A 15,181-nucleotide genomic window follows, 5' to 3' on the forward strand; every position below is an offset into this window, starting at 1 on the left:
GTTACTTTGTATTTTTTATCAATAATCTCTGGACATTTGCTATTATCGAGAGGCTTTGGGGTGGGTTTTCACCATAATTCCAAGTCTTGGATTGGCTAATCTTTCGGGGGGTACAGGGGGCTTAGCCTGGTTAGCTCTCTGTAAGATCTACAACACATCTGTTGTTCAACCCTATGAAGCCTTAGTTTAAATTGGGTTTAGCTGGAAGTGGGATATCTATAGTTTATCCTTGTCCTCTCTTGTCTCTTATTATCCTCCCAATATCCTTTTCCATTTCTTCATATTCTGAAACTTTCCATGGTTCCTGTATGGCCTGACCTATCCATTCCTTTAAATTTGGTAAAGCCAATATCTTGTTGAAATATTGGTTTGTCTCTGTGCTAACTGATAAATTGTAGTTATTTATTTTAATGATTGTTGGAGAGTAGAATGCATCTGCGGCGGTAAACTTTTCGCCGGCAAGGAAAGGGCCACCAAAATTTCCAAGTCCTTCCTGCACCAGATCATCAATTCGGGTGACCGCTTTACTAAGATTATCTGGTATTACTGGGGTGTTAACTTCTGTCGCGCAGCTTAGCGATTTGCTATTGAAGAATTCAAAGTCTGAGTGCATTTCTGCTGAAATACTGCGCGCCCAAGCTCTGGCAGACCTATTCATTGGCCAGATGAGAGAGATTTTTTCGGCTAGATACTCTGTAATTGAAAGAGAATCCCAGATTAAGAGATTGTTATCTTTCAGGCAAGGTAGTTTTCCGCTAGGTGAGAAACTGGAAAATTTTTTCCAACTATCCCCACCCTCAAAAGTGATCATTTTTTCCTCGAACGGTATACACATCTCCTTCATTAAGAGCCAAACTCTTAAAGACCATGAAGAGTAGTTTTTATTGGCAATAAATAGCTGGTACATGATGGTTTGATTACATTAAGTAAGATGTAGTAATAGAGGCAAGCTTATTGTCTTCGATTTGATATCTCGGTTAATGAAATATTGCTATATCTATTACTTGCCATTATAGGAAAAAGACGTTCAGTAAGTTGTACTATTTCAAAATTCATTAGGGGGTTTGGATAATTGTCACTTTTCCAGATCGCAAATGACTGGTCGGTCAAAATGTTTGGTTGGTTCAATTTATAACTCCGCAGCGTTTATTTGGCGGTAAACCTAACTTTTTTCATTACACTGGTGTTTAACAACTTATTGGAGATTAACCCAGTGGGCCTATATACATCCGAGTCGGGTATGGTTGTAATGCCTATGGATAATTTACCAGTGAGAAATGATCGGGTGTATAGGTGGGGTTTTATAGGTTGTGGGAAAATTGCAAATGACTTTGCCTTGGTGCTAAATTTTCTTGAGTCAGCCCAACTCTATGCAGTTGCAGCACGAGATATTAGTCGTGCGCAGGCATTTGCAACATCGCATGGGGCTAAAAGATATTATGGGGATTATGCCCACTTATTAAATGACCCTCTTGTAGATATTGTTTATATAGCAACAACAACAGAGTTTCATGCTGAGCATGCTTTACTTGCCCTAAATGCCGGAAAGCATGTATTCATCGAAAAGCCAATCGCCCTTTCAGTAGATGATATTGTTAAAATTAAAATTTTGGCTAGCGATAAAGATCTTTTTTGTAGTGAGGCTATGTGGATGCGCTTCTTTCCTGCAGTTGAATACTGTCGGGAATTAATTAAAAAAGGTGAAATTGGAGAGGTTCAACAAGTTAGGGCGGATTTTAGTTTTGATATGAAGAGTGATGAAGGCTTGGAGTCACCAACCTGGAGAACAGGGGGTATCTTCGATGCCGGTGTCTATCCTGTTCATCAATCTTTAATGATTTGTGGAGAAAATATTAAAGAGACTGTGTGCGCAGGAATAATTGATGGTTATGGTTTTGGGCAAGTTGCCGCAGGTATGCTGTACGCTCGTTTTGAAGGATCTTTATCCGCAATCTCAGAATGGAGTATTTTATATGAAGGTGCGGAGGAAACCGATATTTATGGGTCGGAGGGTAGAATTAAGTTGCACTCTCCAGCACATACTCCAACGTGTGTTTCGATAATTAAGTATGGCGGGAGTCGCCGAAATCCTGATAATACTATTGAAACACAGGACTTTCGTCTGCCTAGTATTCCCGGAAAATTTATCTTTCCATGCTCTGAAGGGCTGATTTATGAGGCTGCCGCTGTACAACGGTGTCTTGCTGCAGGACGCACTGAATGCCCTCAAGCTCCTATGGATGAATCATTATTGGCTATTCAGTTATTATCTGAGTGCGATCGTATCATCAAAAGTAGGGAGAACTAGATTCTTACTGCACTCAAATTTGTGATGATCAGGTGAGCTTTTTCTGAAAAGAAATCAGTGGTAATGCTTACTCTATTGAATTTGTTCGGATCAGTTTGTCAGAATTTATAAATGACAATGCCCACCAAAGAGTGGGCAAAGCCAGTTCCAATCCTGTGAGGGCTTGGGAAAACTTAAATCTTACCTACCAGGTCGAGAGACGGGGCTAAGGTTTCCTCGCCTTCCTTCCACTTGGCCGGGCATACCTCACCGGGGTGTTCGGCAACGTACTGGGCGGCCTTGATTTTACGTAGCAGTTCGTTGGCGTCGCGGCCAATACCACCTGCAGTGATCTCAACGATCTGAATACGGCCTTCCGGGTCGATCACAAAGGTGCCGCGGTCTGCGATACCTTCTTCCTCAATCATTACGCTGAAGTTGCGGGTGATAGTGCCGGTGGGATCACCAATCATCGGGTACTGGATCTTACCGATGGTTTCAGAGGAATCGTGCCACGCTTTATGGGTGAAGTGGGTATCGGTGGATACGGAGTAAATCTCCACTCCCAACTTCTTGAACTCTTCATAGTTGTCGGCCAGATCGCCCAGCTCGGTGGGGCAAACAAAGGTGAAGTCGGCGGGGTAAAAGAAGAATACCGCCCACTTGCCTTTGACATCGGCATCGCTGACGTCGTGAAACTCGCCATTTTGGTAGGCTTTGGCGTTGAAGGGTTTAAGTTCGGATTCGATGTAACGGGACATGGGTAACTCCTTAAGTGAATACCGCGTTGTGTCAGTAATTTCTATGGGCTTAATACTATTGGTGGTTTCATTTTGATAAAAATTAACAATTTAAATGTGTCAGATAGCTTGTCGCTATTTTGCTGTCCTGGGGCTTGACCGGCTTGGTTATTAGATTGTGGATGGAGACGACATCAGAGATACTCCAAAGACTTACAGCGGGCGCTGAACAGCGCCGCAATGGATATTTGGCCGCAGGACAGTGGTATGCGATTGATACGCTTATTGAAATATGACTTGGCGCGTGAAGCCGAGGATTGGGTCGATGACGGGGTGATTAGCGAGGCACAGGCAGAGCTAATCTGCGCCCGCTACCAGGTGGATTATCGCAGTGCCCGGCAGCGCTCACTGGGCTACAACGTGTTAGTGGGGCTCGCTTATCTATTTATCGCACTCGCACTGATCACCCTGATTGGCGCCAACTGGGAGGAAATTCCCCGTGCTGCGCGTATGGGCGGTTTGATTGCGCTCACGCTGGTCACTCAGTGTGTTGCCTTGCGAGCTTATTGCACAGGGGGCCGCCGTGCCGGCGAAGGGCTCTTTCTGCTGGGGAACTTCTTTTTTGGTGCCGCGATAATCCTGATCGCACAAATCTACCATCTGGGTGAGCATATGCCCGATGGAATCTTTTGGTGGGCACTGGGTTGTTTACCATTTGCCTTGATTACCCGCAGCCCTTGGCTGGCCATTCAGGCTAATGTGCTGGCACTGCTGTGGTTCTTTTTACAGGTGAGCATGGGCTATTACCCGGCGCTCTTCCCGCTCTTTATAGCGCTATCTCTCTATGTACTTTTACGTGGGCGAGCGAGCACCATTCTTATGCTGCTGCTTGTGGTGAGCATCGGCTTCTGGATCGAATTCTCGCTATCGGAATTCTGGCGTGGCGAGCAGCTGGGCGGGGGGCTGGAATTTTATTCAGAGAATCTGGCGGTGGCGGTCTCCCTGTTTATTCTGCTGTATACCTTTAGTCATTGGCTGGCGCTGAGGGCTTCGCCGGTGGCCAAGGACTACGCTGCGGTGATCTCGGTGTGGTGTCTGCGTTTTGCCCTGGCCAGCCTGTTGGTATTCAGCTTCGCACAGCCTTGGGAGGCGTTGATCGAGGCCGATTGGCAACACCGGTTGTCTATGTGGCTGGTGGTGGCCGTGATGGCCAATGTTACTCTGCTGTTGGCACTGCCGGCCAGGCACTTGATATCGAGTGGTTTGCTCTATGCGTTCTTTATTGGTGCCCTCATCACTGTCAGCAGCAGTGATAACCAAGACTTGGCGATGTATTTGCAAGTGGCTACCAATTTCGCCCTTATTGGCTGTGGTAGCTGGTTAATTTACCGGGGTATTCACGATGGTATTTCCCATTATTTCTTCCTTGGGGTGATGTCGATACTGATCACTGCATTGCTGCGTTATATCGATCTGATCGGTGATTACCTGGGGGCTTCGCTGATCTTTATTTTATTTGCGGGCCTGTTATTGGGCGCCGCTAAGTACTGGAAGTACCACCAGGGCAGGGAGGGAGCACAATGAAAAAGGGACTGACTTTTGCCTTGGGTATGGCGATAGCTGCACAGTTTTTGATTCTGGTAGGCATGTATGTAAAGGCACAGGTGCCGCTTTGGACTGGAGAGCCAATCCGGGTAAAAACGATACCGGTAGACCCCCGCTCCCTGTTTCGCGGCAACTATGCGCGCTTGAATTACGACTTTTCCCGTATTGCCAAGTCAGCCTTAACGGGAGAGCGCCCTATACGAGAGGGGGAGGTGGTGTATGTCTCCTTGAAAAAATCCCCCTCAGGGCTTTATGAATTTTCTGCGGCGAGCCTGGAAAAACCGATCGAGGGGATATTTATTAAGGGGCGGATTGCCGGTGCTAATCCTTGGAGTGCAGAGCAATTTTACCGCATCAAGTACGGTATAGAGGCCTACTTTGCCCCCAAAGAAAAGGCCCTGCAGTTGGAGCGGGAATTACGCGATGGTGGGATTGCCGAGCTTATGGTAGCGCCCAGTGGTCAGGTGAGCCTCAAGAGTGTAATAGGGGGCGGCTGAGTCACTCACTTTATGCTCTGGAGTTGTAACGCGAGGCTGTATTGGGCCAAGAGTCGAGGGAAAAAAACAGCTCTAAAGAATGGAGTCAGAATCTATGTCACAGGGAAAAAAGCGCCAGATAAATATCTTCAGCACCATGATGTGGGTGCAGGGGGCTTGCCTGTTGTTGGCAGTGATCGGACTTTGGCTTTCCGATGTGACGCTATCACCAGCAAGAGGCGACCCGTGGAGTTCTATTGCCTGGGGAGTCTTGGGCGCACTGTTTAGCTTTGCTGTGGTTGTGGCATTGACCCGCGCCCATCATCGCGTGGGGCGTACTCTGCGTTGGTACTGTGCCCAGCTGGCGCCAATTTTCTGCAAAATGCCCTTGGCCCAGGTGGTACTGTTGTCTCTCGCCGCAGGTGTTTGTGAGGAGTTGTTATTTCGTGGCTTTCTGCAAACCTGGCTGTCGCAACTGAGCTCCCCGCTGCTGGGGTTGCTCGGAGCTTCTTTCGTTTTTGCCCTTCTTCACTGGGCTTCGCTGATCTATGTGCTGCTAATTTTCGCATTTGGCTTAATCCTTGGTTTTGTCTACCAAGCCAGCGGCAGCCTATTGGGGGTGGTTGTCTGGCATGCCCTCTACGATTTTTTTGCCCTGGCCACACTTGCCTATTACCCGAAAGTACTGGGTGCGGACCGTTGGCTGGTCAAGTAACAGACGCATTTTAGTGGCTGAGTGCGTCAGCCTTAAAGCAGGGTATGCGCTAGTAGTAGGGTTAGTAGGGCGGTCATGGTAAAGCCGATCAGCGCTAGCAAGCCATCGTGAGCCACCAAGGCCAGCCCAAAAATAGTGAGGGCGAAGCCGGCTGTAGTGGCCGAAAAGGGCACCAGTTCCATCAGCGGCATTGTCAGGGCGATAAGTGAGCAAGTAGTGGCAATAGCATAGGTACCACTGCGCTTTACCAGAAAATGCAGGCGTGGCTGCATCCAGCGATCGGCAAACTCTGCCGGTCGCCTCAACCAGTGCAATGCTCGGGTGAGCTTCTTCTTGGAAATCGAACGGTTTAATAGCCACTGGGGCAGCCACACATGTTTGCGCCCCAGTAGCAGCTGAATGGCCACTAGTAGGAGTAATGCTGCCATGGAGGTAGATATGCCGGGCACGCCGCTTAGGGGAGAAAATAGAATCAATCCCACCACCAGCAGAAAGGGCGCATAAGAACCGAGCCCTACGGCATCTATTACCAACTCTAGGGAGACCCGTTCAGTATGCTGGCAGCTGGCTTCTATGTGTTCCAGCAGCTGGCATAGGCCGGTAAATTCCTGGGGCATAGGCTTAGGCTTCAATGCCCATTACTGATTGATCGGACAAGAACGGTGAGTCGGGATCTTCCATCCGGGATCTTCCATCTGGGATCTTCCATACTGGCGCTTATACCGGTGATAGGCTACGTAGATAAGCAGCAGGGAGGGGGCTAAAGACAGGAGCAGTCTAGATAAATAGTGCACAAACAACAGCATGGCGTTCACCGCAAAGGGAATCCTATAGAGATAGTCTGTGCCGCCAAAGCCTCAAGCGCCAGCCCAAAAAGGCGCTAGTTGGAAAACAATTCATCCAGAGTGAAGGTTTCTTGGCCTTTGCCCCCTTTAAGGCTCTCTCTCACCATCTTTGCCGCTACCTGAGCACCCTCGATTGGGCGATAACGCTGTAGTCCGGGGAGTCGGCAGATCCAGGGTAATAATATGGCGCCAATTTTCTCTGCTGGACGGGAATCGCCCCGCTCACCTAAAAGTAGGGAAGGGCGAAAGATACTGGTTCGTGCAAAGGGCAAAGATAAAACCTTCTGTTCAAGTTCCCCCTTCATTTGCAAGTAGGCATTGCCACTTTTGGTATTGGCACCGCTAGAGGATACCAGCAGGTAATGCGACACCCCATTATCCGCGGCGAGCTTTGCCGCCTGGTATTGATACTCCACATCCACCTTATGTTGTTGCTCCAGGCTGCCGGCTTGTTTTTTGGTAGTGCCAAGGCAGGAAAAAAGCAAGTCACCACGGAATAAGTCTGCAAAGTCTGCCAGGTGTTCAAAGTCCACAATTTCATTGCGTACCTTGGGGTGGCGAATAGGGAGATTTCGGCGGGTAAGAGTGATTATCTCATCGATAGCGGATTCCTTTGCCAGCAGTTCAACCAGTTCACTGCCAATCAGTCCCGTTGCACCGATAATAATTGCCTTCATTAGAAAGATTTCCGATTCATTCATTTGCCATTTAGCTGATGATCCACTATTTAGGGGTGGGGTTGTCAAGTGTATTGGTCCCTTTCCCCGCTGTAAATTTTCCGACTATTTTTTTAAATAAATGGGCGATTTATTTAAAAAAATAATTCCAAAAATAAATGTAGAAATGTTTACTTATTACGTATTAATCTCCTTCGTAATTGTTGGTGAGGGTATCAACCCTTTTAGGGAGTTGGATTGAACAATGCTATTTGATTACTCGAAACAGAAGTTGCCTATTCGTGAAGGTCTACGTGAGGCAAATTTAAAAGCCTGGCAGTTTATTGGGGAGACCGGTAATTGGTGGTCTGCCCAGCAGCACCTTGCCATTGCCAGAGAGGTGCGTGCAGCACATGAATGTGCATTTTGCCGAGAGCGGAAGAAAGCACTTTCACCTTATCAGGTGGAGGGGCGGCATGAATCTAATTCGGAACTTTCTGAAGTTATTGTCGATACAGTTCACCGTATAGTGACAGACTCCTCCCGCTTAAGTGAAGAGTGGTTTAAAGGGCTAGTACCCTCAGAAATCTCTAAGGGACAGTATGTGGAGTTGGTCGCTGTAGTTGTATTTGTCATGAATGTGGATACCTTCCATCGGGCACTGGGTTTACCTTTGGAGGCATTGCCAGAAATTCAAACTTTAGTGAATGAATCGCCATCGCAATATATTCCCGAAGGCCTGGAAGAGGGTGCAGCCTGGGTGCCAATGATCGGCAAGGGCCAGTGTGCCGAGGAGGAGCAAGATTTATATAGGGATGTCCCCAAGCCCACTAATGTGCTTAGAGCTTTGAGTTTGGTACCAGAGGCGGTGCGTTGTCAGCGCTATATGGAGAATCGTTATTACTTTTTACCCTCTGAGGTCATGCAGGTAGGTGAGAGTCACGATCGTGCGCTATCTCGTATAGAAATTGAGTTAGTCGCTACCAGGGTGTCGATGAATAACGAGTGTTTCTATTGTTCGGCATCTCACGCAATGTTGCTGCAAGTAAGCGGAGAGGTGCAGGGTAAGCAGCAAGATATCACCAACTTGCTCACTTCGGAAAGAGCGGCAGCTAGTGAAAATAATAGGCCTGGTAATGGGGGAATCTCCGGGGAGTATGCGGAGCTTATTGGTTTTGTGGACGCTGCTATGGGGGATGATAATCAGCAACTTGTCCTCGCCAGGGAGAAGTTATCCAGGGAGCATGGTGATTCTGCACTGGTGGATACGGCCGCGCTAATTGGCAGTTTCCATCGTATGAATCGTATTGCCAGCGCCACAGGAATAGAGCTAGATAAAGAAGTGGATCTGTTAAGTCAGCAGGCACAAAGTCAACTGGCGCTGGATACATATGCCCAGGCAAGTGAGACGACGGCCGGGGGTAAGGCATTGGGGTGGCTGTTTGCCAAGGTTCGCCCGATTTTGTTTAAAATGGTGGGGAAAAGAGCCAGGGATAGGGCTTAAGTAGCAAGCTACTCTCCCATTGGAATAGTGAGCCAGATTCAATTGATAAAATGCCTATGGTGGGCTAGAAAAGCCCATATGCCAATGAGGATGAAGCGTCTACCGTTATAATCGTTATCGGTATAGTATGGATCTTGATGGACCCGCTTCAATAGTGGTTTTAAAGGTCCTCTCCAGGTTTGGTGCAGTAAATATAAAGCAAGGTGCACCACAGAGAAATTGAGTGTAATCATTCCTGGCAAAACCTTCTGGTGAATCTTGGTGCAAAATTTAATGAGCCAACAGATACAGTACATTTCTCCAAAAGTACTTCACTGGGCTGATGGCTGCCCTGCATCTCCTGCTTGCGCATAGGCATACGGTCTATGCGCTGAAAAATTTCTACTGGGGAAAAGGTAACTGTACGATATTTTTCTCTGCCATCCTTGCCAATTAGCACAACTTGTTCACTATTTCCCTTGAAATATTCATCGCGAATATTTTTACCAAAATCCCCGGTAATTTTTCCTGCATAATTCGTTTCAATTTGGTCACCTGAAAATAAAAACCAAAGAAGTTGCCTCTCAGCAAATTGTGGCCCCAGCTTGAGCAGTGACTCTAGGGTTTCAGGGGGCTTTGGTGGGTTTGCTAGCAGTAAAATACGATTTTTCCATTGGAAATCTTTGAGATTACTTATAGCTGTTTCTTCAGCGGCAAGCTGTAAGGATTGAATAAGTAATAGCAAGAAAAATAGTATACGCATTATCACAACTCTGCTATTTAGATTGCTAAATACATTGGAGTTTAGCTGAGTAAACTCAACTAAGCTTAAGTAGTACCCTTTGTGGCACTCCAAAAGAAACGGTTTTGGGTGACCCTTTCAAGCTTACCGGTTTTTGTAATCAGGTTTTAGGATAAAAAATCGAATCTGCGATAGATTAGCGTATTGCATGGTGTGGTCGAACTCCCCTGGCCTAACAATCAAATTGGAGTTTCTGAAGCTGGTACCATTTATGGCACATATGCAGGAGCATACCCAGCAGTCAAACCGTTTAGGCCTATTGGCCATTTATGTTGCCCTATTTATCATTGCCATTGATATCAGTGCATTCTCCCCGGCGATTCCCGCCATAGAAAGGGAGATGAATATGAATATTACCACTTCACAGTGGGTAATTAATGGCTATGGGCTAGTTTTTGGGGTAATGGTTGTTACCGGTGGCCGTATTGCCGACATTATTGGGCGGCGCCGTACCTTCATCATTGGTGCGTGTATATTCCTTATCTTTTCCCTACTCGGAGGGCTAGCTGTAAATGTTCCAATGCTGTTGGCTGCCAGGGCTGCAATGGGTATTGGGGCCGCCTTAATGTGGCCATCAATTCTGGGGATGGCTTACAACCTTATGCCAGAAGAACGCGCAGGGGAAACCGGCGGATTAATTATGGCCATCTGCGGTCTTGCCAATACTTTGGGGCCAGTAGTGGGGGGAGTGTTGGCAGATCTACTGAGTTGGCGCTGGCTATTCTTTTTCAACTTGCCCATCGCTACTGCGGCGGTCTATATGTGCTGGAAATATATCCCGATAGATACACCTTATGACCCAAACGAAAAAATTGACTATTTTGGGGTTTTGACCCTTACGGGTTCTTTGTTAAGTTTTCTCTTGGCCTTAAATTTCGCTTCTGAAAATGGCTTTATGAATCCCTTGGTAGTGGGGTTATTAACCTCCTTTCTTCTGTTTACGGTTGCTTTTGTACTGATTGAAACAAAAGAGCGAGATTTCGCCCTGATACCTCAGGATATCATTAAGAATAAGCGATTCTTTGCCGCAGGAGCTGTTACCCTTTTTACCTCCGTAACTTTTTTTTCCGTGATCCTGTATTTGCCACAATACTTAACCAATGTGCGGGGTTTCTCTACTATTCAGTCCGGCTTGTCCCTGGTACCCATGATGGTTGCTTTTGGCATGATGTCCTTTATTGCAGGTAAATTATATTTGCGTACCGGAGGGAAAATATTGGTATGTGTTGGAATTTTGGGCATGAGTCTGGGGATGTTTTACTTGTCCAGACTGGGAGAAGGGTATAACTACATCTTAGGGCTGATTATATTAGGCGCTGGCCTGGGGCTGTTTAACCCCTCGACAACCACAATGGTTATTGCGGTTGTAAATCCCAACCGCGCTAGTTTAGCAAGTGCCATTATCTATATGCTCAAAATTACCGGTGGAGCGGTAGGGCTTGGTGTAAATGCGGCAATATTGGGTTTCTCTCCAGATATCACATCGGGTATTAGCTTGGCATTTGAGGTTAACGCCTGCTTTGCTTTTGTGGGCTTTGTTGTTGCGTTCATGTTTATGAGCGCCCCTAGAATTCCAGAGCGGGAAGGCGGGTAGTCACTGAAGTGCAAGACCATGTGATGAAAGTGAAGGAAGCTGCGAATCTATCCGATTGGCTTGCAGAATTGCTGAGGGATTTACAGTGGTGAGTCAGCTGCAAATTTCCAGAGGGCTGGCTTATGGCTTATTTGCTGCCGCTCTAGCCTTATTTATGATCGCGATTGATATGAGCGCCTTCTCCCCTGCGTTGCCAGCTATACAGCGTGAGTTTGGATTTGATATCACCACTTCGCAATGGGTGATTAATGGTTATGTACTTGTCTTTGGTATTTTGGTGGTCACTGGCGGTCGCATAGCGGATATCTATGGCAGAAAACGTGCATTTATGGTGGGAACGGCTATTTTTGCTCTCTGCTCATTAATTGGTGGCCTCGCTATTGATATGGCCATGTTACTGGTAGTCCGCTGTCTGATGGGGATAGGTGCAGCGTTAATGTGGCCCTCTATTATAGGTATGACCTATGGTCTGGTTCCCAAAGAGTATGCTGGGCAGGTTGGTGGGGGCTTGATGGCAGTATTGGGGGTGGCAAATATTGTTGGGCCTGTGGCTGGAGGGGTGTTGGCTGAATATTTAAGTTGGAGGTGGATTTTTTTTATAAATATTCCTCTTGCGATTACCATAATTTGTTTTTGTTGGAAGTCTGTTCCAGATGATGTTCCCAAAATTTCACGGGAGAAGATAGATTACCTGGGGGTTTTGACGTTGAGTATTTCTCTGTTCAGTCTTTTGATTTCTTTGAATTTGGCTGCCGAAATTGGTTTCAGGGATCCATTGGTGATCTATCTGATAATGCTATTCTTAGTTTTCATCTGCTTGTTTATTATTGTGGAAAAGCGCAATCAAGAGGTTGCATTAATTCCTGCTGATATTGTCTCTAATAAAATATTTTCCCTTGTAAGTTTGGTTACTCTTTTATCGGCAGTGATGTTTTTTGCCGTTATTTTGTTTTTGCCCCAGTTTTTAATTGAATATCTGGGGTTTACGGCAGTTCAGTCTGGTATAGGAATGATCCCCATTATGGCAACCTTTGCCCTGACCTCCTATCTATCAGGTGTTCTGCATAAACAGCTGGGGGCCAAGTTGTTGATATGTGGGGGACTTGTCTGCAAAGGCGCTGGAATATTTTCATTATCTTATTTGAAAAAAGAAACAGAATATCTTGAACTTATACCCGGATTGATTATTTTGGGGATTGGTATTGGCTTGTTCAATCCGGCGGTGACTACCGCTGCGATATCAGTTGTAGATTCTGCGCGCTCAAGCTTGGCGAGTGCGATTCTTTATATGTTCAAGATTGCAGGAGGTGCCTTGGGCTTGGGAATCAATGCGGCTATTGTAGGTTTTGCGCCAGATGTGGTGAGTGGTATTGGTTGGGCCTATACGGTAAATGCTTATTTTGCTCTTAGTGCGTTTGTGATTGCTGTTTTCTTTCTTCCCGGGCAGTTACCAAAAGCCTTCTCGAGACGGCAGTAATAATGAAACTTAATCGTTTTAAAAGATCCTATGTTGGGTTTGTAAATGTGATCAGGAGCATGGTTTGATAATGTGTTGAGTTCGATTTGAGATCTAGTGCGCAGGAGGTTTCAATTAATGCCCGCGCTAAATTCTACTCTAGGAAAGGAGCAATATTTAGGGCTCGCGGCCTTGTCAGTGGCTGTGTTCCTTGTGGCAAATGACTTTACGGCTTTTGCTCCTGCATTACCTGCTATTGAAAATGAATTTAATGTAGATATTACCACCTCTCAGTGGATTATTAATGGCTACGCGCTGGTCTTTGGGGTGCTGATCATTACTGGTGGCCGCCTTGCTGATCTCTACGGTGGAAGAGGTGTATTTTTTTGCGGTACCCTGATTTTTATATTTTTCTCCATTTTAGGCGGATTGGCAGTTAATGCTAATATGCTGTTGATTTCCCGAGCTTTGATGGCAGTTGGGGCAGCGTTGATGTGGCCATCAATTCTGGGGATGACCTATAACTTGATGCCCGATGACCGCTCTGGCCAGGCTGGCGGGCTGATTATGGCAGTTTGCGCTTTTGCTAATGCCGTAGGCCCAGTACTGGGAGGAATACTGGCGGACCTTTTAAGCTGGCGGTGGATTTTTTTAATCAATATCCCTATAGCATCAATCGCACTATTTGTCTGCTGGAAAGTAGTTCCGTTTACACCACCAGAGCAGACAGAAGAGAAAATTGATTATCCAGGTGTAGCAACACTTTCTATTTCACTATTTGGGCTATTGTTTGCGTTGGATATTTCTGGACAGATTGGCTTCCAGCATCCATTGGTTATTGCATTGTTGACGATATTTTTAGTTTTTATATGTTTATTTTCCGTTATTGAATGTCGCATAGGGCGTACTGCATTGGTTCCAGGTGATGTTATCGGCAATAAAAAATTTCTTTCAGCAAGTGTTGTTACCCTGTTAGTCGCTGTTTTATATTTTTCAGCCTTACTTTATATTCCGCAGTTTTTGACAAAAACACAGGGGTATAGCGCGATGCAATCTGGTATGTCATTGATTCCATTGATGGTTGTTTCGGGAATCTTTGCTTATATATCAGGGCGTTTTTATGAGCTGATTGGGCCAAGGTGGTTGGCTGGGGCAGGCACACTCTGTATGTGCGTAGGAATGTTTATGTTGTCTCATCTAAGCGACCATACCGGGTTCATTAGCCTTTTGCCGGGTATGATAATACTGGGTACAGGCATTGGCCTCTTTAACCCTGCAATTACCACTGCTGCAATCACTGCTGTATCACCAAGTCGAGCCAGTTTGGCCGGAGCCGTATTATATATGTTTAAAATTGCTGGAGGTGCCATTGGTCTTGGGATGAATGCGACTATCGTGGCTTTTTCACCAGATATCTCTTCAGGTATTGACCGGGCGTTTACGGTTAATGCTTATCTTGCACTTGCAGGGTTGGTTGCTTGTCTATTTTTTGTTGGTGCTAGCCAGAAGAAAGAGGTATCTGGTTAGTATTCCTTTTGAGAATATCTATAAGTAAATAGCTCTTCAAAAGAGTGATGATTTTAGGGGTGGCGGAGGGCACTTTACAGTAACTATCATAGTTTTCAAGCTTCTATCCGCTCTTAATTACTAAAATAGCAGAGTCTAGTCGCAGCGAATTATTTCTAAGCTTCTATTTTTCGAAAATAAATATGGTCGCTATAAGTTTTTCCGCCAATCATATGAGCTTCTGGGATGATCACATCAAGATGAAAGCCGCACTTTCCGAGCACTCGCTCTGAAGCAATGTTGCCTTCTGTTACCACTGCCTTATAGTGCGCAATACCATGCTCTAAATATGCCCATTCCATTAAGCCGCTAAGCGATTAGGTACCATAACTTTTTCCATGGAATTCTGGTAACAGTAAATAGCCAACTTCAGCTATACCATCCTCCAAGTGAAACCCAGTTACACCCATTTTCTGTCCGGAGAGCTTATCTATAATAACCATACACAACCAAGTATTAGAGTTTGCTTCCCAGGGGGTAAGTCTTGATTCAAACTTAGACTTTAATACTGTTTCATCTGGCGTATCGAAACATAACTGGATTACTTGAGGTTTAGTATGCAGACTTACAAAAAGTGACCAATCATCCTCGGTGATTAGTGACATGGTTAAGCGCTGGGTACTGACTTTCATTGTCTGCTCAAGATTCCATTAGTTCATTAATTTTGATGATATTTCAGGTTTGTTTAAAAGTTGATCTACACCTTTGAGTGGGAATGAATCTGCGAAGTAAGTTTGAAATAAATTCAACTTCGCAGATATCTAAAGATTAAGAGGTTATTAAAGTTTTTGCTCTTCAATGGTGGAATTCATTATGGCTACACATGCACTCCCTGGCCCAGCGCAGGGACCTTTCAAAATGTATGTGGCGCGCTTATTACAGCCGGAAGCGCCGTATGTACGCCGGTCAAGTTGATGGATCGTCATTGATTTAGCATCACAGTTTAAGTCAAAGGG

The 15,181-nt window shown here is 45.9% G+C and carries 15 protein-coding genes; 8 read left to right on the top strand and 7 right to left on the bottom strand.

Annotated elements, in window-relative coordinates:
• Window positions 1–223: 223 nt before the first annotated feature.
• Window positions 224–907, bottom strand: a complete 684-nt coding sequence (locus ACJJIV_RS18820; RefSeq protein WP_252082164.1) for a glutathione S-transferase N-terminal domain-containing protein — start codon at window positions 905–907, stop codon at window positions 224–226.
• Between the two features lie 348 nt (window positions 908–1,255).
• On the opposite strand from ACJJIV_RS18820, the gene ACJJIV_RS18825 reads away from it, so the two are divergent.
• Window positions 1,256–2,308, top strand: a complete 1,053-nt coding sequence (locus ACJJIV_RS18825) for a Gfo/Idh/MocA family protein (protein WP_444889942.1) — start codon at window positions 1,256–1,258, stop codon at window positions 2,306–2,308.
• Between the two features lie 173 nt (window positions 2,309–2,481).
• On the opposite strand, the gene ahpC is transcribed toward ACJJIV_RS18825, so the two are convergent.
• Window positions 2,482–3,048 carry an alkyl hydroperoxide reductase subunit C gene (ahpC, locus tag ACJJIV_RS18830; protein WP_252082162.1) on the bottom strand — a complete coding sequence of 189 codons (567 nt, stop codon included), beginning with the start codon at window positions 3,046–3,048 and terminating at the stop codon, window positions 2,482–2,484.
• A 246-nt stretch (window positions 3,049–3,294) separates the two neighbouring features.
• Here ahpC and ACJJIV_RS18835 point away from each other — a divergent pair, with 246 nt between their 5' ends.
• From ACJJIV_RS18835 to ACJJIV_RS18845, 3 genes are all read left to right on the top strand, one after another.
• Window positions 3,295–4,611, top strand: a complete 1,317-nt coding sequence (locus ACJJIV_RS18835) for a DUF2157 domain-containing protein (protein ID WP_444889943.1) — start codon at window positions 3,295–3,297, stop codon at window positions 4,609–4,611.
• Entirely contained in the window at window positions 4,608–5,129 is a 522-nt protein-coding gene (locus ACJJIV_RS18840; RefSeq protein WP_444889944.1) for a GDYXXLXY domain-containing protein, read from the top strand. Before ACJJIV_RS18835 ends, ACJJIV_RS18840 begins: the two co-directional genes overlap by 4 nt.
• Before the next feature lie 94 nt (window positions 5,130–5,223).
• Complete coding sequence (locus tag ACJJIV_RS18845) at window positions 5,224–5,823, top strand: CPBP family intramembrane glutamic endopeptidase (RefSeq protein WP_444889945.1); 600 nt, start codon at window positions 5,224–5,226, stop codon at window positions 5,821–5,823.
• A gap of 32 nt (window positions 5,824–5,855) precedes the next feature.
• On the opposite strand, the gene ACJJIV_RS18850 is transcribed toward ACJJIV_RS18845, so the two are convergent.
• Window positions 5,856–6,440 carry an exopolysaccharide biosynthesis protein gene (locus tag ACJJIV_RS18850; protein WP_444886578.1) on the bottom strand — a complete coding sequence of 195 codons (585 nt, stop codon included), beginning with the start codon at window positions 6,438–6,440 and terminating at the stop codon, window positions 5,856–5,858.
• A gap of 263 nt (window positions 6,441–6,703) precedes the next feature.
• Window positions 6,704–7,345, bottom strand: coding sequence for an NAD-dependent epimerase/dehydratase family protein (locus tag ACJJIV_RS18855; RefSeq protein ID WP_444889946.1), 642 nt, complete (start codon window positions 7,343–7,345; stop codon window positions 6,704–6,706).
• Between the two features lie 244 nt (window positions 7,346–7,589).
• Between ACJJIV_RS18855 and ACJJIV_RS18860 the strand changes: the two genes are divergently transcribed.
• Window positions 7,590–8,828 carry an alkylhydroperoxidase-related (seleno)protein gene (locus ACJJIV_RS18860; RefSeq protein WP_444889947.1) on the top strand — a complete coding sequence of 413 codons (1,239 nt, stop codon included), beginning with the start codon at window positions 7,590–7,592 and terminating at the stop codon, window positions 8,826–8,828.
• A 229-nt stretch (window positions 8,829–9,057) separates the two neighbouring features.
• On the opposite strand, the gene ACJJIV_RS18865 is transcribed toward ACJJIV_RS18860, so the two are convergent.
• Window positions 9,058–9,570: a DUF4174 domain-containing protein gene (locus ACJJIV_RS18865; protein ID WP_444889948.1), complete on the bottom strand. Its 513-nt coding sequence runs from the start codon at window positions 9,568–9,570 to the stop codon at window positions 9,058–9,060.
• Between the two features lie 250 nt (window positions 9,571–9,820).
• Between ACJJIV_RS18865 and ACJJIV_RS18870 the strand changes: the two genes are divergently transcribed.
• From ACJJIV_RS18870 to ACJJIV_RS18880, 3 genes are all read left to right on the top strand, one after another.
• A complete protein-coding gene (locus tag ACJJIV_RS18870) occupies window positions 9,821–11,203 on the top strand; it encodes an MFS transporter (RefSeq protein ID WP_444889949.1) in 1,383 nt (460 codons plus the stop codon).
• A gap of 88 nt (window positions 11,204–11,291) precedes the next feature.
• Complete coding sequence (locus ACJJIV_RS18875) at window positions 11,292–12,680, top strand: MFS transporter (protein ID WP_444889950.1); 1,389 nt, start codon at window positions 11,292–11,294, stop codon at window positions 12,678–12,680.
• Window positions 12,681–12,797: 117 nt separating this feature from the next.
• Complete coding sequence (locus ACJJIV_RS18880; protein WP_444889951.1) at window positions 12,798–14,186, top strand: MFS transporter; 1,389 nt, start codon at window positions 12,798–12,800, stop codon at window positions 14,184–14,186.
• Between the two features lie 155 nt (window positions 14,187–14,341).
• Here the strand turns inward: ACJJIV_RS18880 and ACJJIV_RS18885 are convergent, their stop codons facing one another.
• Both ACJJIV_RS18885 and ACJJIV_RS18890 read right to left on the bottom strand, forming a co-directional pair.
• On the bottom strand, window positions 14,342–14,527 hold the full coding sequence (locus tag ACJJIV_RS18885) for a GNAT family N-acetyltransferase (protein WP_444889952.1): 186 nt from the start codon (window positions 14,525–14,527) through the stop codon (window positions 14,342–14,344).
• A 15-nt stretch (window positions 14,528–14,542) separates the two neighbouring features.
• Window positions 14,543–14,857 (bottom strand): GNAT family N-acetyltransferase, encoded by a 315-nt coding sequence (locus ACJJIV_RS18890; RefSeq protein WP_444889953.1) that lies wholly within the window; start codon window positions 14,855–14,857, stop codon window positions 14,543–14,545.
• Window positions 14,858–15,181: the final 324 nt, after the last annotated feature.

It is taken from the genome of Microbulbifer mixtoriginis (SeqCode) (assembly GCF_052466765.1).

Bases quoted from the DNA above. Each gene is read 5' to 3' on its own strand.
- ACJJIV_RS18840 (WP_444889944.1), top strand. From the start codon at position 4,608: ATGAAAAAGGGACTGACTTTTGCCTTGGGTATGGCGATAGCTGCACAG.
- ACJJIV_RS18850 (WP_444886578.1), bottom strand. From the start codon at position 6,440: ATGCCCCAGGAATTTACCGGCCTATGCCAGCTGCTGGAACACATAGAA.
- ACJJIV_RS18890 (WP_444889953.1), bottom strand. From the start codon at position 14,857: ATGAAAGTCAGTACCCAGCGCTTAACCATGTCACTAATCACCGAGGAT.
- ACJJIV_RS18865 (WP_444889948.1), bottom strand. From the start codon at position 9,570: ATGCGTATACTATTTTTCTTGCTATTACTTATTCAATCCTTACAGCTT.
- ACJJIV_RS18835 (WP_444889943.1), top strand. From the start codon at position 3,295: ATGCGATTGATACGCTTATTGAAATATGACTTGGCGCGTGAAGCCGAG.
- ACJJIV_RS18860 (WP_444889947.1), top strand. From the start codon at position 7,590: ATGCTATTTGATTACTCGAAACAGAAGTTGCCTATTCGTGAAGGTCTA.
- ACJJIV_RS18880 (WP_444889951.1), top strand. From the start codon at position 12,798: ATGCCCGCGCTAAATTCTACTCTAGGAAAGGAGCAATATTTAGGGCTC.
- ahpC (WP_252082162.1), bottom strand. From the start codon at position 3,048: ATGTCCCGTTACATCGAATCCGAACTTAAACCCTTCAACGCCAAAGCC.
- ACJJIV_RS18845 (WP_444889945.1), top strand. From the start codon at position 5,224: ATGTCACAGGGAAAAAAGCGCCAGATAAATATCTTCAGCACCATGATG.
- ACJJIV_RS18855 (WP_444889946.1), bottom strand. From the start codon at position 7,345: ATGAAGGCAATTATTATCGGTGCAACGGGACTGATTGGCAGTGAACTG.
- ACJJIV_RS18885 (WP_444889952.1), bottom strand. From the start codon at position 14,527: ATGGAATGGGCATATTTAGAGCATGGTATTGCGCACTATAAGGCAGTG.
- ACJJIV_RS18870 (WP_444889949.1), top strand. From the start codon at position 9,821: ATGGCACATATGCAGGAGCATACCCAGCAGTCAAACCGTTTAGGCCTA.
- ACJJIV_RS18820 (WP_252082164.1), bottom strand. From the start codon at position 907: ATGTACCAGCTATTTATTGCCAATAAAAACTACTCTTCATGGTCTTTA.
- ACJJIV_RS18825 (WP_444889942.1), top strand. From the start codon at position 1,256: ATGGATAATTTACCAGTGAGAAATGATCGGGTGTATAGGTGGGGTTTT.